Source organism: Streptomyces sp. NBC_00038, from assembly GCF_026343635.1.
Classification (GTDB): domain Bacteria; phylum Actinomycetota; class Actinomycetes; order Streptomycetales; family Streptomycetaceae; genus Streptomyces.
Genome location: NZ_JAPELQ010000002.1, coordinates 656,202 through 673,262, shown reverse-complemented (window position 1 = coordinate 673,262; position 17,061 = coordinate 656,202). Strand labels below are relative to the sequence as shown.

Annotated in this window: 16 protein-coding genes; 9 read left to right on the top strand and 7 right to left on the bottom strand. The window is 70.1% G+C overall.

From position 1 onward, the window contains the following. Positions 1-5 precede the first annotated feature (5 nt). Genes OG219_RS46125 through OG219_RS46110 form a run of 4 tightly spaced genes read left to right on the top strand, consistent with a single transcriptional unit; the run spans position 6 to position 2,659 of the window. Positions 6-416, top strand: coding sequence for a roadblock/LC7 domain-containing protein (locus OG219_RS46125; protein ID WP_266471905.1), 411 nt, complete (start codon positions 6-8; stop codon positions 414-416). Then, positions 413-784 carry a DUF742 domain-containing protein gene (locus tag OG219_RS46120; RefSeq protein ID WP_266837468.1) on the top strand — a complete coding sequence of 124 codons (372 nt, stop codon included), beginning with the start codon at positions 413-415 and terminating at the stop codon, positions 782-784. Before OG219_RS46125 ends, OG219_RS46120 begins: the two co-directional genes overlap by 4 nt. Then, positions 765-1,370 (top strand): ATP/GTP-binding protein, encoded by a 606-nt coding sequence (locus tag OG219_RS46115; protein ID WP_266471900.1) that lies wholly within the window; start codon positions 765-767, stop codon positions 1,368-1,370. Before OG219_RS46120 ends, OG219_RS46115 begins: the two co-directional genes overlap by 20 nt. Continuing rightward, a complete protein-coding gene (locus tag OG219_RS46110; RefSeq protein ID WP_266837467.1) occupies positions 1,367-2,659 on the top strand; it encodes a cytochrome P450 in 1,293 nt (430 codons plus the stop codon). Before OG219_RS46115 ends, OG219_RS46110 begins: the two co-directional genes overlap by 4 nt. A 72-nt stretch (positions 2,660-2,731) precedes the next feature. Here OG219_RS46110 and OG219_RS46105 read toward each other — a convergent pair whose 3' ends face one another. Continuing rightward, positions 2,732-3,763, bottom strand: coding sequence for a 7-epi-alpha-eudesmol synthase (locus OG219_RS46105; RefSeq protein WP_266837465.1), 1,032 nt, complete (start codon positions 3,761-3,763; stop codon positions 2,732-2,734). A gap of 378 nt (positions 3,764-4,141) precedes the next feature. On the opposite strand from OG219_RS46105, the gene OG219_RS46100 reads away from it, so the two are divergent. Beyond that, positions 4,142-5,317, top strand: coding sequence for a serine hydrolase (locus tag OG219_RS46100; protein ID WP_266837463.1), 1,176 nt, complete (start codon positions 4,142-4,144; stop codon positions 5,315-5,317). 45 nt (positions 5,318-5,362) lie between these two features. Here the strand turns inward: OG219_RS46100 and OG219_RS46095 are convergent, their stop codons facing one another. The 5 genes from OG219_RS46095 to OG219_RS46075 form a co-directional block, all read right to left on the bottom strand. Next, on the bottom strand, positions 5,363-6,061 hold the full coding sequence (locus OG219_RS46095) for a response regulator transcription factor (protein WP_266837461.1): 699 nt from the start codon (positions 6,059-6,061) through the stop codon (positions 5,363-5,365). Then, positions 6,058-7,374, bottom strand: a complete 1,317-nt coding sequence (locus OG219_RS46090) for a sensor histidine kinase (protein WP_266837459.1) — start codon at positions 7,372-7,374, stop codon at positions 6,058-6,060. Before OG219_RS46090 ends, OG219_RS46095 begins: the two co-directional genes overlap by 4 nt. 7 nt (positions 7,375-7,381) lie before the next feature. Further along, positions 7,382-9,625, bottom strand: coding sequence for an MMPL family transporter (locus OG219_RS46085; RefSeq protein WP_266837457.1), 2,244 nt, complete (start codon positions 9,623-9,625; stop codon positions 7,382-7,384). A 224-nt stretch (positions 9,626-9,849) separates the two neighbouring features. Continuing rightward, complete coding sequence (locus OG219_RS46080; RefSeq protein WP_266837455.1) at positions 9,850-11,481, bottom strand: amidohydrolase; 1,632 nt, start codon at positions 11,479-11,481, stop codon at positions 9,850-9,852. A 39-nt stretch (positions 11,482-11,520) separates the two neighbouring features. Continuing rightward, positions 11,521-13,017: an APC family permease gene (locus OG219_RS46075; RefSeq protein WP_266837453.1), complete on the bottom strand. Its 1,497-nt coding sequence runs from the start codon at positions 13,015-13,017 to the stop codon at positions 11,521-11,523. A 127-nt stretch (positions 13,018-13,144) separates the two neighbouring features. Here OG219_RS46075 and OG219_RS46070 point away from each other — a divergent pair, with 127 nt between their 5' ends. The 3 genes from OG219_RS46070 to OG219_RS46060 all read left to right on the top strand — a co-directional run bounded on the left by OG219_RS46070 (position 13,145) and on the right by OG219_RS46060 (position 14,866). Beyond that, entirely contained in the window at positions 13,145-13,876 is a 732-nt protein-coding gene (locus OG219_RS46070) for a TetR/AcrR family transcriptional regulator (RefSeq protein ID WP_266837451.1), read from the top strand. Between the two features lie 49 nt (positions 13,877-13,925). Then, positions 13,926-14,390 (top strand): pyridoxamine 5'-phosphate oxidase family protein, encoded by a 465-nt coding sequence (locus OG219_RS46065; protein WP_266837449.1) that lies wholly within the window; start codon positions 13,926-13,928, stop codon positions 14,388-14,390. 83 nt (positions 14,391-14,473) lie between these two features. Further along, on the top strand, positions 14,474-14,866 hold the full coding sequence (locus OG219_RS46060; protein ID WP_266837447.1) for a VOC family protein: 393 nt from the start codon (positions 14,474-14,476) through the stop codon (positions 14,864-14,866). A 168-nt stretch (positions 14,867-15,034) separates the two neighbouring features. Here OG219_RS46060 and OG219_RS46055 read toward each other — a convergent pair whose 3' ends face one another. Next, positions 15,035-15,478 carry a nitroreductase family deazaflavin-dependent oxidoreductase gene (locus OG219_RS46055; RefSeq protein ID WP_266837445.1) on the bottom strand — a complete coding sequence of 148 codons (444 nt, stop codon included), beginning with the start codon at positions 15,476-15,478 and terminating at the stop codon, positions 15,035-15,037. A gap of 359 nt (positions 15,479-15,837) precedes the next feature. Between OG219_RS46055 and OG219_RS46050 the strand changes: the two genes are divergently transcribed. Continuing rightward, the gene (locus tag OG219_RS46050) at positions 15,838-17,055 is read left to right on the top strand and encodes a cytochrome P450 (protein WP_266837443.1); all 1,218 of its coding nucleotides are present in this window, start codon (positions 15,838-15,840) and stop codon (positions 17,053-17,055) included. The last annotated feature ends 6 nt before the right edge of the window (positions 17,056-17,061 follow it).

Genomic DNA, 17,061 nt, shown 5'->3' with positions numbered 1-17,061 from the left:
TCCACATGACGCAACAGGGAACCGACGTGAGCTGGGCGCTCCGCGACCTGACGGAGAGCATCCAGGAGATCCGCTTCGCCCTCGTGGCATCGAGCGACGGCAAGGCCATCACCTCCTACGGTGCCGAGGACCCCGACGACGTGGACCGCTTCGCGGCCGTCGTGGCGGGCCTCCAGGCGCTCGCCCAGCCGGTGGCCGAGCAGTTCCCCAAGTACGCCGGGCAGCTGCGGCTCGCGATGATCGAGGTGGACGGCGGCCACCTGTTCGTGGTGCGGGCCGGCGTGGAGACGTATCTGGGAGTGCTCGCCAAGGAAGGCCTCGACCAGGGTCTCCTCGGCCATCAGATGAGGGATCTGGCCCGCAGGATGGGTGAGCTCCTCGGCACCACTCCGCGCCTGGAGGAGCACTCTGGATGAGTGCTCCCCGCCGGCCCACGGACCCGTCCGGTCTCGAGCGCTACTACGTCCTCACCGGTGGTCGCAGCGGACCGGGCGGTTCGGCGTCGAGTCTTGACGTGGCGACCCTGATCGTCTCGCGAGCCGCCCCGTCCCCGGGGATGCAGCACGAGCACGAGGAGATCGTCCGGCGCTGTCGCGAGCCGCTGTCGGTCGCCGAACTCGGCGCCCATCTCGGACTGCCCTTCAACATTCTCGCGGTGCTCCTGGCCGATCTGCTGGACGCAGGCGGCGTCGAAGCCCGTAATCCCATCCCGGCGTCAGGCGCCGGCAGCGGGCCCGACCTCGCGCTCCTTGAGGAGGTACTCAGTGGACTTCAAAGGCTTTGACCATCCCGACCGGGGGTCGGACGGCGGCACCCGCTCGGTGAAGGTGATGATCGCCGGAGGCTTCGGCACCGGAAAAACCACCATGGTGCGCTCCGTCAGCGACATCAAGCCGCTGACGACCGAGGAGACACTGACCCAGGCGAGCGCGGACGTCGACAACCTGATCGGGGTCGCGGACAAGACGGAGACCACCGTCAGCCTGGATTTCGGCAAGATCGGCATCAACGACGAACTGGTGCTGTACCTGTTCGGGACGCCGGGCCAGGAGCGTTTTTGGTTCCTGTGGAACGGTCTGTTCAAGGGCGCCCTCGGGGCGGTGGTCCTTGTCGACACCCGCAGGCTGGCCTCCAGCTTCCGGGCGATCGAGGAGATGGAGCGGCAGGACGTCCCCTTCGTCATCGCCCTGAACGTCTTCCCCGATTCCAAGGATCACCCGGTCGAGGAGATCCGCGACGCGCTGGACATCTCCCCGCACATCCCGGTCGTCGCCTGCGACGCCCGGGACCGGGCGTCCAGCCGTGACGTACTCATCGCACTGATACGTCACCTCAAGGAACGCTCGGCAGTCGCACTGGAGTCCCGATGAACGACCAGCCCTTAAACGGTCCCGACGCTCCCCGCGGCTGCCCCGTCGCGCACGGCGGAGTGGACGGTGGCGCGTCCGGTGCCACGGACGACCTCACCCGGCTGTACGGGCCGGACGCGGCGATCGACCCGGGCGCCATCTACGCGCGGCTGCGCAAGGAGCACGGTGCCGTCGCTCCGATACTGCTGGAGGGCGATGTCCCGGCCTGGCTGGTCCTCGGCTACCGGGAGAACCGGCGGGTGCTCGACAACCCCCGCCAGTTCAGCCGGGATTCGCGCATCTGGCGGGACTGGAAGGAGGGTCGCGTCGACAACGCGTCCCCGCTGATGCAGATGGTGGGCTGGCGCCCCGACTGCGTCTCCCAGGACGGTGAACCCCACCGCAGACTTCGCGGCGCGGTCACCGACAATCTGCAGGCCATGGCCGGGCGCGGCATCCGCCGCCATGTCACGCACTTCGCGAACAAGCAGATCGACGCGTTCGCGGACGCGGGAAGCGCCGACCTGGTGGGCGCGTACGCCGAGTACCTGCCGATGCTCGTCCTGACCAGGGTCTTCGGCCTCGCCGAAGGAGAGGGACGCAGTCTGGCGGTGTCCTGTGCCCATGTGATCAAGGGCGGTGAGGACGCCCTCGTCCACAACGACCGCATCATGCGCATCCTCGCGGAACTCACCGAGCGCAAGCGCCTGGAGCCCGGCTCCGACTTCACCAGCGGGCTCCTCGAACACCACGCCGACCTCGACGACGACGAGATCCTCAACCATCTGCGCCTGGTGCTGATCACCGCGCACACCACCACCAGCAATCTGCTGGCCCGGGTGCTGCAACTGATCCTCACAGACACCTCCCGGCTCGCGGGTCTGGTCAGCGGCCAACTGAACGTCTCCTCGGTCGTCGAGGACGTCATGTGGAACACCCCGCCGCTGGCCGTCCTTCCGGGGCGCTTCGCCACCGCCGATCTCGAACTCGGGGGACTGCACATCAAGGAGGGCGACCTGCTGGTGCTCGGGCTCACCGCGGGCAACCTCGATCCGGAGATCCGGCCCGACGCGGGTGTGTCCCTGTACGGCAATCAGTCGCACCTCGCGTTCAGCGGCGGCCCGCACGAGTGCCCCGGGCAGAACATCGGCCAGGCCATCATCGAGACGGCCGTCGACGTCCTGCTGCACCGGCTGCCGGGCCTGCGCCTGGCAGTGGGGGCCGACGAACTCACCTCCACCGCCTCGACCTGGGAAGCGCGTCTCGACTCGCTCCCGGTCGAGTTCACGGCGCAGACCGCAGGGGTCTGACCGTTCGTGACCGCTTCTGCCCGGCCGGTGCATCCGGCCGGGCAGAAGCCGTTCACGGCGTGAACCGCCGCGTCACACCGCCAGCAGATCGTCCAGCGATCCCTTGCCCGCCAACTCGGCCGTGGCGGCCGGGCCTTCCTTGGCCGCGGAATACCGGCCCGAGGTCAGCGCCCATTCGTAGTTGCCGTTGATCCAGTGCTGGATCGCCTCCACGCCCATCCGCACCTGGACCCGCTGTTCGGCCGTGAGGCCGAGTTCCTCGCACATCTGCGGTACCTGGCCCTCGAGTTCGAGGTACTCGTCGAGGCACTGGGTGGTCATCCGGTACGCCTCCGCGGCGGCCTCCTCCCAGGTGCAGCCGCGCTCCCGGTGCAGCACGGAGATGAGGTTGTGGCCGTCCCCTCGGCGTTTCTCCCGCTCGAAGGAGTGGATGTCGTTCATGAACCCGATGGTGTCGGCGGCCAGATCCCGCATCCGGACCATGAGGGGATGCGCCTGCACCTGTGCCGGCACTTCGAAGCCCCGGCTGCGTTCGCCCGCGTCGATGCTGTGGTGGATGCCCACCGTGCGGCGGCGGAACTCGGCGTACTCCTCGATGCCGAGCGTGCCCGCCAGGCCCCGGGCCGCCAGGTCGACCTCCTCGGTGTGCGCCACCAGGAACCTCCCCCAGGAGGCCGCGAACCGGGTGCGCCAGGTCAGTGACATGCCGTCCGAGAGGTGGGCCCAGACCTCCGCCCAGGCGACGGTGATCGGGCATTCGACCCGCGGCGGGGTCCCGGCGGGACGCAGCGGAGTGGCTATCAACTCCCGTGCGACCTCGGCTATCCGGTCCGCGCGGTCGGGTTTGCCGGTGTCGAACTGGTCGTCGAAAAGGAAGGCCAGGGAGAACCAGTTCATCAGGACGACCATGTCGTCGGCCGAGGCGTGCGGGTAGGTGCGCGCCGCCGCCTGGGGGAGGTCCCAGGACTGATACTCCTCGAAACCGGCCTGGCTGCGCACCAGGTCCATGTCCCACACCCAGCGCAGGTGGCGCTCCCGGGCGTATTCAAGATGCTCACTGACGGGGGTCTTGAAGGGGAGGTCAAACCTGACGTCCTGCGACATTCGCGTCCTCTCTTGAGACATCCACAGGCCCCCGCCCCTGCGACCGGGCGATCGGAATTGTCCGCCCGCTGACTCGAACTGCCTTCTCTGAGCCGAAAGTTGACGACTCAAGTCCGCTTCGAGACTGCCCAGAGCCTAAACGATCTATGGTGTGACCTCCGCAACGCGTGATCCAGATGAACTCGGGTACGCACGGGTTCCTGGGCGGACACCAGTGACGCAATCGGTCGAAGCCGACAGGCAGGAGACCGGCGCTCCCCACACGGAGCCAGTCCTGAAGAAGGGCCGAATGCCGCTCAACCGGCCTGTGGCCGGGCAACCTTCGCGCACCCCGTCCGGGTCCCTCCCATCGATCTCCATCAACGGAAGGGACGGCACATGACCACCCGCACGACGAGGGTCGGTTTGGCGGGCACGGTGGCGGCAGCAGCCATGGCGGGATCGTCGTTCACAGCGCCCGCGGTGGCGTACCCCGCCCCCGCCTCCGCCCTCGCCCCCGTGAGAGACCACCACCGGTCGACCCAGCAGGCCATGGACGCCGCCGTCGAGGACGGCGTGCCCGGAGTGACCGGCCAGGCGAGGGACAAGTACGGGACCTGGAACGGCACTTCGGGCGTCGGGAACCTGAAGACCCAGCAGCCGCGCGGCGCCCAGGACCGCTACCGCGTCGCCAGTCTCACCAAGACCTTCGTGTCAACCGTGCTGCTCCAGCTGGAGGCGGAGGGGGAGATCGGGCTGGACGACACCGTCGAGCGGTGGCTGCCCGGAGTCGTCCGCGGCCATGGCAATGACGGCAGCAAGATCACCGTACGCCGGCTTCTCAACCACACCAGCGGCATCCACAACTGGACCCTGGACCCGGAGATCCAACGGACGGTGTTCAGCAAGGAGTTCCTCGAACACCGCTATGACACCTGGACCCCCGAGCAGCAGGTGCGGATCGCCATGCGCCATGAGCCGGACTTCGCGCCGGGCGAGGGCTGGAACTACTCCGACACCAACTACATCCTGGCCGGAATGATCATCGAGAAGGTAACAGGCCATGCGTACGGGGACGAGATTCGCCGGCGCATCATCGAGCCGCTCGGTCTGCACGCCACGAGTGTGCCCGGGACCGATCCGCACCTGCCGCAGCCGAGCAGCCGGGCCTACTCGAAGTTGCGGGACCCGGAAGAGACGAAGACGTACGACGTGACCGAGTACAACCCGTCCGTCGCGGGCGCGGCGGGCGAGATGATCTCCGACTCGGCGGATCTGAACCGCTTCTTCAGGGCGCTGATGCGCGGCAAGCTGCTGGCGAAGCAGCAGTTGGACGAGATGATGACGACCGTCGAGATGGACGAGGAGTATCCCGACGTCCGTTACGGTCTCGGCCTGCGGCGGTCCAAGGTGAGCTGCGGCAAGGAGATCTGGGCCCACGGCGGTGACTTTCACGGCACGGTCGCGGTCGCGGTGACGACCCGCGACGGCAGCCACTCGCTGGCGTTCAACTTCAACGGCGACTGGGCGGGCGACATCGACGCGGTCATCGACGCCGAGTTCTGCGGCAAGTGACCGGACGTAGTCGGCTCCGGCCTCCGAAACCGGCGCCGAAGGGTCTCAGGTGTCGGACCACGACCGCTGGTCGGTGCCGCCGTCGGCACGGGCCAGGCCCGTCCGGTAGGCGATGACGACGAGTTGCGCCCGGTCGCGGGCCTCCAGCTTGGTCATGGCGCGCTGCACGTGGGCGCGGACGGTGAACGGACTGAGGAACATCCGCTCGGCGATCTCCTGGTTGGACAGGCCGGTCGCGACAAGTGCCACCATCTCGCGTTCGCGCGGGGTGAGCACGGCGAGCTGTTCGGGGCGGTGCGACGGGACGCCGTCCGGTGTGGCCAGGAAACGGGCGACCAGGGAGCGGGTCGCGGCCGGGGACAGAAGGGTGTCGCCGTCGGCGATCGTACGCACGGCGTCCAGCAGGTCCTCCGCCCCGATGCCTTTGCCGATGAAGCCGCCCGCTCCGGCGCGCAGCGCCTGAGCCACGTACTCGTCTGTCTCGTACGTGGTGAGGATCAGAATGCGGCTGGCACGAAGTTCCGGGTCCGCGCAGATCTCCGACGTGGCGGTGAGACCGTCCACCTCGGGCATACGGATGTCCATGATCACCACGTCCGGGCGCAGCTCCCGGGTGAGTCTCACCGCATCGCTGCCGTCGGCGGCCTCGCCGACCACGGTGATGTCGTCGGCGGAGTCGAGAAGCAGCCGGAAGGCACCGCGCAGCAGGGCCTGATCGTCGGCGAGCAGCACGCGGAGTGTCACGGCGCATCCCCTGCCTCTTTGTCGCCCGTCGCTGGGTCGGCCATCCGCCCCTCGATGGTTGTCGCTCCGTCAGTTCTCCGCGTGCTGTCCCTGGCGGACGGGAGGGGCAGCTGGGTGGAGACGAGGAAGCCGCCCTCCGGGCGCCTGCCGGCGGAGAGGTGTCCCCCGACCGCGGTGGCGCGCTCACGCATCCCGATCAGACCGTAACCGGGCGGACGGTCCGCCGCCGTGGACGTGCTGGGTCCCGTGGATGCGGTCGGCGCCGTAGGGGCGCCGCCTCCGTCGTCGGCGACGGTGATGGTCACGCGATCGCGGTTCCAGGCGAGGCGCACCCGGGCGCTTCCGGTACCGGCGTGCTTGGTCACGTTGGTCAAGGCCTCCTGGACGATGCGGTAGGCGGTGAGGTCCACTCCCGGAGGCAGTTGCCTGGCCGTGCCCTCCTGGTGCACCGACACCTCCAGACCCGCGCGGCGGAAGGATTCGATGAGCGTGGGAAGCCGGGACAGCCCGGGCGCCGGTTCGGCCGGTGCGGCCGTGTCCCCGGACTGACGCAGCAGACCGACCGTGGCCCGCAGGTCGTCGAGCGCGTCGCCGGTGGTCTCCACGAGCTCCTTCAGGCTCTTACGGGTCTGCTCCGGCCGGGTGTCGAAGAGGTGGGCGGCGACCGTGGCCTGCGCGTTGGCCAGGGTGATCTGATGGGCCACCAGGTCGTGCAGTTCCCGGGCGATGCGCACCCGTTCCTCGGCCACTCTCCGGAGAGCCTCGCTGTCCCGGCTCTCCTCAGCACGCCGGGCCCGCTCCTCCACGGCCGCCAGGTAGGCCCGTCGGTTCCGCACCGAGTAGCCGAGCACGCCGGCCATCAGCGGGAACGCCGCCACCACGCCCATCCTGCTCGCGTCCTGCCAGGAGAGGGCCCCGGACGAAGGAATGGAGGCGACCAGCAGCGTCGCGGAGATGAGCGACACCGCGCCCGCCGCGCGCCGTTCGGTGCGCGCGGTGAGCGAGTAGGAGTAGGCGGTGATCAGAGCCGGGGCCACGATGAGCGGGGTCAGCAGGAGGCCCGCGGGCGGCACCAGCGCGCCGCCCGCGGTCGTGGCCGCCATGGCGGCCAGGGGCACCCGGCGCCGCAACGGCAGTGCGGCACAGGACAGCACGGCGATGAGGTAGGCGGCGGCGGGCGGCGGTGCCGGCGTGCTGCCGTCGACCTGCAGCATGCCGCCGAGCAGACAGAGCACGAACGCCGTCGCCGTGAGCGCTCCCTCCCGCCACCACGTGCCGCGTGGTATCGGGCCACCGCCACCCGTGTTCGTCATGGCAGGCTCAGTCCCGGCCGACCGGGAGCCACCGCTCTGCTGCGTCCAACTCGGCTGCGGAGGCCGGGACATGACCGCCCAGTGCCTCACCCTCGACATCCACGTTCGGCAGCACGCGGTTCAGGATACGCGGCAGCCACCAGGCCCGGTGGCCGAGCAGTGCCAGGACCGCGGGTGCGATCGCCATCCGGACCACGAAGGCGTCGAAGAGGACGGCGGCGGCCAGGCCGACGCCCATCGTCTGGATGGTCGGGTTGCTCATCCCGATGAATCCGGCGAACACGCTGATCATGATGATCGCCGCCGCGGCCACCACCCGTCCGCTGTGCCGGAAACCGTCGACGATCGCCTCGCCGGGGGACGCGCCATGGACGTAGGCCTCCCGCATCCGGGTGAAGAGGAAGACCTCGTAGTCCATGGCGAGGCCGAACACTATTCCGATGATCAGAATCGGCATCAGCGACATGACCGGTCCGGTCTGCTCGATGCCGAGCAGGTCTGACGCCCAGCCCCACTGGAAGACGGCGACCAGGACGCCGAAGGCGGCGCCCACCGACAGCAGGAAGCCGAGCGCGGCCTTGACCGGGACCAGGACCGAGCGGAAGACCACCGTCAGCAGGAGCACCGCGAGGCCGATGACCACGGTCAGATACGGGATGAGGGCGTCGGACATGGCTTCGGAGATGTCGATGTTCAGCGCGGTGGTGCCGGTCACCAGGATGCCGGCGCCCGTGTCGGCCTCGACGCCGGAGACCGCGTCCCTGATGGCGTGCACCAGGTCCTTGGTCTCGCCGCTGTTCGGCGCTGTCTGCGGGACGGCGGTGAGGACGGCCGTGTCCTTGGTCCCGTTGAGAACCGGATCACCGACCGACGCGACCCCGTCCACTTCCCGTACGGTTTTGACGACCAGGTCCGTGGTGGCCTGGGCGCCCGCCGACTCCGAGGTGTCCACGACCACGGTCAACGGGCCGTTGAAGCCGGGTCCGAAGCCTTCCGACAGCAGGTCGTAGGCACGGCGCTGGGTGGTCTCCACCGACTTGGACTCGTCTCCGGGCAGCCCGAGTTCGAGACTCAGCGCCGGTAGGGCGATGGCGCAGAGACCGAGTCCGGCGACCATCAGCACGGCGACCGGCCGGCGCAGCACGAACCGCGCCCAGCGGGTGCCGAGCCCGGCCCGGCGGGCTTTGGTGGGCACCGGGCGCGGGCGCTCGCCTCCCGGTCGGGCGGCCTTGCGGGCGGCGCGGGACAGTACCCGGCGGCCGAAGAAGCCGAACAGCGCGGGGACCAGGGTCAGTGCGACGAGTACGGCGAGGGCCACGGCGCCCGCGCCGCCCATGCCCATCTTGGTGAGTTCGGGGATCCCGACGACCCCCAGCCCGGCCAGGGCGATGACGACGGTCGCGCCGGCGAAGACGACGGCGGATCCGGCCGTGCCCACCGCCCGGCCGGCGGCCTCCTCCGGCTCACTGCCCTGCGCGCGCTCGTCGCGGAAGCGGGAGGTGATGAAGAGTGCGTAGTCGATGCCGACCGCCAGGCCCAGCATCAGCGCCAGGATGGCCACAGTGGACGTCAGGCCCAGTGGAACGGCCAGCGCGGAGACCAGGCCGAAGGCGATGGCCACGCCCAGGAAGGCGGTCAGCAGCGACAGTCCGGCCGCGACCAGCGACCCGAGGGCGAGGACCAGCACGACCGCCGCCACCATCACGCCGATGAGCTCCGTGGTACCGCCCGGCGACTCTTCCGAGTCCAGGGCCGAGCCGCCGATCTCCACGGTCAACCCGGCCTCCCCGGCCCGGCTCGCGGCGTATTCGAGGGTGCTCTTCGTCGGCTCGGTCAGGTCGACGGCGTCCGCGGTGTAGGTGATCGTCGAGTAGGCGATGGTGCCGTCCTCGCTGACAGCGCCGGTCTCGTAGGGGTCGGTGGTCGACGCGACCTGATCGCCCCCGTCCAGCGAGCCGAGCGTGTGCTCGACAGCCGCCTTGTTCTCCCCGGCCGTCACCCGCTGCCCGTCCGGGGCCTGGAACACCAAGCGGGCCTCGGCACCCTGGGAGTTGCTCTGGGGGAAACGCTCGTCGAGCAGGTCGAACGCCTTCTGCGATTCGGTGCCGGGCATGGACAGGTCCTCTTCCTGCCCGGCCGGCGCGAGGGCGGCGGCCACCCCGGCCAACACCAGGGCAGCCAGCCACAGACCAGTCACGAGCCGGCGCCGCCGGAAGGCCCACCGTCCGATCCGGTAAAGAAGAATCGCCACCTGTTGATCACTCCAAACACCGCTGGGCAAGGGGAATCGCGTGGGATTCACGCGCCTCCAACCCTTCCCTGCGGCGCCCGGCCGGGCATCGTCTCCCGCCGCCGTCTTCCCCTGGTGCACCCGGACCAGCCGCTCGCGTGTCCTGGTGCCCACGCACCAGGCCGACGCTTCCATCGACTCGCCCCGCCGCAGGCGGAGCCGGGTGACGAGTGGCGCGTCAGGGATCAGGCGTCGGGTGCCGCGTACACGCGCTCGCCCCCCACATAGGTCAGCGCGACCTTCGTCCCCCCGATCTCCTCCGGCGGCCCGGCAAACGGATCGCGGTCCAGAACGGCCAGATCCGCCAGGGCCCCCACCCGTACGCTCCCGGTCCCGTCGAGGTGGTTCGCGTACGCCGATCCCGCGGTGTACGCCGTCAGCGCGGCCGTGAGACCGATGCGCTCGGCGGGCAGGAACACCGGGCCCGACTCGTCCGGGGCCACACGGTTCACGGCTACATGGATGCCCTGGAGCGGGTCGGGGCTGCTGACCGGCCAGTCGCTGCCCGCCGCGAGCCTCGCCCCGGACCGCAGGAGCGCCCCGAACGGGTACTGCCAGGCGGCTCGTTCGGGCCCGAGGAAGGGGATGGTCAGCTCGTCCATCTGCGGCTCGTGCGCGGCCCACAGCGGCTGGATGTTGGCTGTGGCGCCGAGGCGGGCGAAACGGTGTACGTCGTCGGGGTGCACGACCTGGAGATGGGCCAGGTGCGGACGCGTGTCGCTCGGGCCGTTCGCCCTCCGTGCGGCCTCCACGGCGTCCAGGGCGTCGCGTACGGCCCGGTCGCCCAGCGCGTGGAAATGGCACTGGAAACCGAGGGCGTCCAACTCGGTGACGTACGCGGGAAGTTGTCCCCGGTCGATGAAGCTGGTGCCCCGGTTGGCCGTGGCGCAGCCGCACTTGTCGAGATAGGGGTCGAGCAGCGCGGCCGTGCCGGTCTCGGCGACACCGTCCAGCATGAGTTTGACGCTGGTGGCGCGGAACCGCCCGTGGCTCAACGCGGCCCGCTTCTCGACGAGTTCGGGAATCTGCTCCGCCCCGCGCTCACGGTCCCACCACAGGGCGCCGACGACCCGCGCGGTCAGCGAACCCTCGCGGGCCGCCGTCAGATAGGCCTCGGACGGATCGTCCATCCCGAGGAACTCGCCGACCAGCGCGTCCTGCCAGGCCGTGATCCCGAGCGAGTGCAGATGCCGCTGGGCGTACAGCAGCGCGGCGAGACGGTCCGCCGCGGTGGCCGGGGGCGTGAGCCGGCCGACGTACTGCATGGCCCCCTCCTGAAGCATCCCGGTGGGCTCGCCCGACGCGTCCCGCTCGAAGCGGCCGTCGGCCGGATCGGGCGTGTCCCGGGTGATGCCGGCGAGTTCCAGCGCGCGGCTGTTCACCCAGGCTCCGTGGTGGTCGCGGTTGGGCAGATACACCGGCCGATCCGGGACGACGGTGTCCAGCAGTTCCTTCGTCGGCGTACCGCCCTCGAAGGCCTCCATGGACCAGCCGCCGCCCGTGATCCACTCCCGGCCGGGATGCGCGTCGGCGTACGCGCGGACGGCGGCGAGGGTGTCCTTGGCCGTCTTCGCCCCGGTCAGGTCGCACTGGGAGAGCTCCAGACCCGCCGGGACCGGGTGGATGTGCGCGTCCTGGAACCCGGGCAGGAGCAGCCGTCCGGCGAGGTCGACCACTTCGGTCTTCGGGCCGGTCAGCTCGTGCGCCTCGGCGTGTCCGACGGCGGTGATCCGGTCGCCGGTGACGGCGACGGAGGTCGTGGCGGGCCCGTCGGGGGTGAGGACGGGGCCACCGGTGAAGAGGAGGTCAGCGTGCATGTTCCGTTTCCTTGGGTGAGCGGGTGCGGTGTGTCCTGGTCAGCGCGAGGTGGTTGCCAGCAATTGGGGCGCGTCGGCGTCGGTGCCCCGGCCCGTGCGGAAGTACGGGGACTTGCGCACCCACTTCGCCCACGCGGCGGCCACGAAACCGGAGGCGATCATCAGGGTGGGGGTGAGCAACAGGAACCAGCCGTTGTCCGCACTGACTTCGAGATGGTCGGTGGAGGTGTAGAAGGAGTAGGCGAGGTAGCCGCCGAGCCCGAGCAGTGCCGCGGCACTCAGAGAGGGCAGCACCACCGCCCGGATCCCTTGCCGCCAGTCCTCGCGCAGCAGTCCGCGGAAGCGCACGGCGGCCGCGAGAGCGGTGAGCGCGTACGAGAGGGCGACGACGATCCCGACCGCGTTGACCGTCGCCATGATCATGTCGGCGAGCCGGGGGATCACCAGAGCCAGCGCGGCCACGCACGTCGCCAGCGCGCCGATCAGCAGTGTCCCGGCCGCCGGAGTCCCGTACCGGGAGCTGACCTTGGACCACACCGGCCCGAGCGTACGGTCCCGGCTCATCGCGAACATCCCGCGGGCCGTGGGGATCACCCCGGCCTGGAGCGAGGCGACGGCCGAGAACATCAGGGCCACCAGCGGCAGCGCGGCCAGCGGCTGCGAGGCGAGCCGCTCGCCGAAGAACGCCAGTCCCTCGGCGCCGTGCCCCGCCAACTCCTCCTCGGACAGCACGCGTTGGAAGGCGAGGGAGCCGAGCATGAACAGCCCCAGCATGGTCACCAGCGTGATGATCCCGGCGCGTGACGCGTCCCGGGGATCGCGCACCTCCTCGTTCACCGTGAACGCCGCCTCGAAGCCCCAGTAACAGAACACCGACAGCAGCAGCCCCTGCGCGAGCGCCGTCGCCGAGGGGATCGCGAAAGGGTCGAACCAGCTCAGGCTGAAGGGGTGCGGACCGGTGACGATGCCGTATCCGCAGAAGCCGAGGAGGACGACGTACTCGAAGACGAGCAGCCCGCTCTGCAGGCGCGCGGCGGTCCTGATCCCGGTGACCGCGGTGAACGTGACCGCGACGAGCACCCCGATGCCCACCGCGGTGGTCTGGGCGGTGGAGCCCGGGTCGAGCGCGAGCCCCGCCACCTCGTGCAGCCCTGCCTGCCCGGCCAGTTGGAGCATCGCCGAGCCGGTGACGGCCGTGGTGTACGCGAGGAACGCCACCGTGGCCACGATGCTCACCCAGCCGACCAGGAAACCGAGCCAGGGATTGAGCGAACGGCCCACCCACACATAGCCGTTGCCCGCGTTCGGCTCGACCCGGTTCAGCCGGGTGTAGGCGCCCGCGATCCCGAGGATCGGCAGGAACGCCAGCAGCATGATGGCGGGCAGATGCAGCCCGACGACCCCGGCGGTCACCCCGAGACCGATGCCGATGCTGGTGGTCGCCGCCGTGCTGGACGCGGCGATGGCGACGCCGTCCACGACGCCGAGGGACTTGCGCAGGGTCGGGGGGTCCGCACCGTACGGCTTCTGCGTCATGGCCTGCTCCGATCGCACCAGGAGGCGGGCCCGATACCGGCCCGGTGACCGGAAATGAAACTGCCCGGGGCCTTAACAGGTCAACGTCGTTGACATAAGGTGCCCGGCAAGCACCCAGGGAGAGCCCATGAACGAGCGAGTCGTCCCGCCCGCCGCCCGAAGGCGCAGGCGCCCCACCAAGACGGGTGTCGTTCTCTCCGAGGAGCTGATCGTCGAGACGGCGCTGCGGCTGCTCAAGGAGCATGGCGCCGACGCCCTCACGGTCCGCCGGCTCGGCCTCGCCCTGGGCGCCGACCCCAGCGCCCTGTACCGGTACTTCCACGACACCGACGACCTGCTCCTGGCCATCGCCGACGAACTCATCGGCCGTACGCTGCGCACCTGGCACCCCACCGGCGACTGGCTCGCCGACCTGCGCGACCTCGGCCTGCGCGTGCACTCCGGTTCCCTGGCGCATCCCCAGGCCGCCGTGCTCAGCTCCTACCGCGTGACGGGCCGGATCCACGAGATCCAGGCCGTCGAGACGATCATCGGCGTCCTGCGCGGGGCGGGCTTCCCCGACCCCGAGGCCGTCCGGATCTACCACGCCTTCGTGGACCAGGCCCTGGCCTTCGCGGCCCTCGACGCGGCGAGCGTGGCCCTCCCGCGGGCCGCCCGCGAGGCGGAGGCCGGCGTGTGGCGGGCGACGTACGCACGGCTGCCCGCCGACACACACCCGCACATCGCCGCCACGGCCCGCCACCTGGTGGCCGACATGCGGCGCAGCGCCTACCCGGTGGCGCTCGACATGCTGCTGACCGCGGCGGCGGCCCGCCTGGGAGAGATCACCGCGGCGGGGAACGTCCGCCCGTCACAATGAGGGCCGCTCAGCCGTCAATCATGTACGACGTCCATCAGGAGGCTGCTCGATGACCAACCCGCCCGCCCGCACCCCGAAGCAACGCAAGCAGGACACGCTCAACCGGCTGGAGCACGACGAGGACACCTGGGTGGCCACGGCCGACGGTGACGGGGGAACGCCGTACATGGTCCTCCTGTCCTTCCTCTGGGACGGCGCGACCCTGTTGCTGGCCACGCCCGCCGGCAGTCCGACGGGACGCAACCTGCGGGCGACCGGCAAGGTGCGCATGGGCATCGGACCGACCCGCGACGTCGTCATGATCGAGGGCACGGTGCGGACGCTGGAACCCGTCGACCTGGCGGACGGGGTCGGCGACGCCTTCGCCTTCAAGACCGGTTTCGACCCGCGCCAACTCGCCACCGCCTACCTCTACTTCAGCGTCACACCGCAGCGCGTACAGGCCTGGCGCGAGGCCAACGAGATCGCCGGACGCGATCTGATGCGGGACGGCGAATGGCTCGTGGCCGACTGAATCAGCCGAACGGGGTACCCGGGGAGGCGTGGCAGCAGGTGGCCGAGGAGCCGTCGGCGCCCGGGAATCCGTACGGAGGAAGCATGACACTGGTCACGGCAGGCGTCGTGGTGCTGGACTGCGCCGAGCCCGAGAAGCTCGCCGCCTTCTACAAGGAGCTGCTGGAAGCCGAGGAGACCGACACGAACGCGAACCGTGTGGAGATCCGGGGCACCGACGGCATCCGGATGGCGTTCCGCCGGGACATGTCGGCGACGCCGCCGAGCTGGCCGCGCCCCGAGAACTCCTTCCAGGTGCACCTGGACTTCCACGTGGAGGACCTCGACGAGGCGGAGCGCAGGATCATCGGCCTCGGCGGGCGGGCCCTCGAAACGAAGGACCCGTCCGGACCCTTCGAGGAACGGGGTTACTCGGACCCGGCCGGCCACTCCTTCACGTTGCGCCATGCGGCGGCGACCGCGCCGAAGCAGGACTGACGGCGGGGAACGGTCCGGGGCGCCCCCGCGCCGGAGCCGAAGCGCGGGGCCTCTACAGGGGGAAACCCCGCCGCGACGGGGGGACGCGGCGGGGCCTGAGCGTCGGGTGCCCGGTGGACGCGGGGTCATGCGTACCGAATCCCCGGAATTATCGCCCGATCCCAGCGGTCAGTCGGTCGGCTCCAGTACGAAGACCGGGATCTCCCGGTCGGTCTTCTTCTGGTAGTCGGCGTACGGGGGATACGCCGCGACCGCGCGCTCCCACCACAGGGCCTTCTCCTCACCGGTGACCTCACGGGCAGTGAACTCCCGGCGCTCGGCGCCGTCCTGCAGCTCCAGGCGGGGATCGGACTTGACGTTGTGGTACCAGACCGGGTGCTTGGGGGCACCGCCCAGTGAGGCGACCGCCGCGTAGCGTCCCTCGTGCTCGACGCGCATCAGCGGGGTCTTGCGGATCTTGCCGCTCTTGGCGCCGAGGGTGGTGAGAATGATGACGGGGAGACCCGTGTCCATCAGTGTCGTCCCCTTGGTGCCACCGGAACTCTCGTACAGCTCCACCTGGTCGCGTACCCATTTCGTCGGGCTGGGTTCGTACTCGCCCTCAAGAGGCATGACTTCCGTCCCATCGTCGCGTCGTGCGGGTTCTGTCTCAGCAGAGTTCAACAACCGCACCGGCGCAAGTCATCCCCACCACTACCCGGCGGGGCGGATGCGGTTCGCGGACGCGACGGGGCCACCGGATTTGCCCACGCAAGCGAATCGCTGCGGCGCCGCCTTGGAAGAGATCAAGCCAGGTGTGCGCCACCAGAGCGGCAACACACCTGGCAAACCCGAGGAGCGCCGGCGGCGAACCCCCGCGCTTCGGCCAGATCACACGTCCGGCGCATCTGGCCGAACTTTGTGTGGCCGCGTAGGTGCCTGGGGCATCTAATGAAGATCGGCAAGAGGGAACCAGCGCTTGCGAGGTCACCATGACAGAGCCACTCACGACCGAACCCCCCACGACGGAACCGATTGCCTTCCCCCAGGACCGCACGTGTCCCTACCACCCGCCGACCGCCTACGACCCTTTGCGCGAAGCGCGCCCGCTCTCGCGGATCTCCCTGTTCGACGGGCGTGCCGTGTGGGTGGTGACCGGCCACGCCACTGCCCGTGAACTCCTCAGCGACCCGCGCCTGTCCTCGGACCGCACCCGGCCCGCCTTCCCGGCGCCCACGGAGCGGTTCGCGGCCGTCCGAAACCGCCGCGTCGCGCTGCTCGGACTCGACGACCCCGAGCACCACACCCAACGCCGCATGCTGGTCCCGAGCTTCACCCTCCGGCGGGTCGCCACGCTGCGCCCACGCATCCAGGAGACCGTCGACCGACTCCTCGACCGGATGGCGGACCAAGGCCCGCCGGCCGACCTGGTGAACGCCTTCGCGCTGCCCGTGCCCTCCATGGTGATCTGCGCCCTGCTCGGCGTCCCCTACGCCGACCACGACTTCTTCGAGGAGAAGTCCCGGGGACTGCTGCGCGGCCCCGCCGCGGCCGACATCGAGAACGCGCGCGACGAACTGGACGCGTACTTCGGCTCGTTGATCGACCGCAAGCAGCGGGAGCCGGGCGACGGACTCCTCGACGAGCTCATCCACGAGCAGCTGCGCGAGGGCACGGTGGACCGGGAGGAGCTGATCTCACTGGCGACGATCCTGCTGGTCGCCGGGCACGAGACGACGGCGAACATGATCTCGCTCGGTACGTTCACCCTGCTGAGGCACCCGGAACAGCTGGCCGAGCTGCGCGCCGAGCCGACGCTGATGCCCGCGGCCGTCGAGGAACTGCTGCGCTTCCTGTCCATCGCGGACGGGCTGCTGCGGGTCGCCACCGAGGACATCGAGGTGGCCGGTCAGACGATCCGCGCCGACGAGGGCGTGATCTTCTCGACCTCGGTCATCAACCGCGACGGGCACACCTACCCCGAACCGGACGCCCTGGACTGGCACCGCTCGGCCCGCCAGCACGTGGCGTTCGGCTTCGGCATCCATCAGTGCCTGGGCCAGAACCTCGCCCGCGCCGAGATGGAGATCGCGCTGCCGTCACTCTTCGACCGGTTCCCCGGGCTGCGGCTCGCCGTACCGTTCGACGAGATCCCCTTCAAACCCGGAGACACGATCCAGGGGATGCTGGAACTCCCCCTCACCTGGTAAGAGGCT

Bases quoted from the DNA above. Each gene is read 5' to 3' on its own strand.
- OG219_RS46125 (WP_266471905.1), top strand. From the start codon at position 6: ATGACGCAACAGGGAACCGACGTGAGCTGGGCGCTCCGCGACCTGACG.
- OG219_RS46120 (WP_266837468.1), top strand. From the start codon at position 413: ATGAGTGCTCCCCGCCGGCCCACGGACCCGTCCGGTCTCGAGCGCTAC.
- OG219_RS46110 (WP_266837467.1), top strand. From the start codon at position 1,367: ATGAACGACCAGCCCTTAAACGGTCCCGACGCTCCCCGCGGCTGCCCC.
- OG219_RS46105 (WP_266837465.1), bottom strand. From the start codon at position 3,763: ATGTCGCAGGACGTCAGGTTTGACCTCCCCTTCAAGACCCCCGTCAGT.
- OG219_RS46100 (WP_266837463.1), top strand. From the start codon at position 4,142: ATGACCACCCGCACGACGAGGGTCGGTTTGGCGGGCACGGTGGCGGCA.
- OG219_RS46090 (WP_266837459.1), bottom strand. From the start codon at position 7,374: ATGACGAACACGGGTGGCGGTGGCCCGATACCACGCGGCACGTGGTGG.
- OG219_RS46080 (WP_266837455.1), bottom strand. From the start codon at position 11,481: ATGCACGCTGACCTCCTCTTCACCGGTGGCCCCGTCCTCACCCCCGAC.
- OG219_RS46075 (WP_266837453.1), bottom strand. From the start codon at position 13,017: ATGACGCAGAAGCCGTACGGTGCGGACCCCCCGACCCTGCGCAAGTCC.
- OG219_RS46070 (WP_266837451.1), top strand. From the start codon at position 13,145: ATGAACGAGCGAGTCGTCCCGCCCGCCGCCCGAAGGCGCAGGCGCCCC.
- OG219_RS46065 (WP_266837449.1), top strand. From the start codon at position 13,926: ATGACCAACCCGCCCGCCCGCACCCCGAAGCAACGCAAGCAGGACACG.
- OG219_RS46060 (WP_266837447.1), top strand. From the start codon at position 14,474: ATGACACTGGTCACGGCAGGCGTCGTGGTGCTGGACTGCGCCGAGCCC.
- OG219_RS46055 (WP_266837445.1), bottom strand. From the start codon at position 15,478: ATGCCTCTTGAGGGCGAGTACGAACCCAGCCCGACGAAATGGGTACGC.
- OG219_RS46050 (WP_266837443.1), top strand. From the start codon at position 15,838: ATGACAGAGCCACTCACGACCGAACCCCCCACGACGGAACCGATTGCC.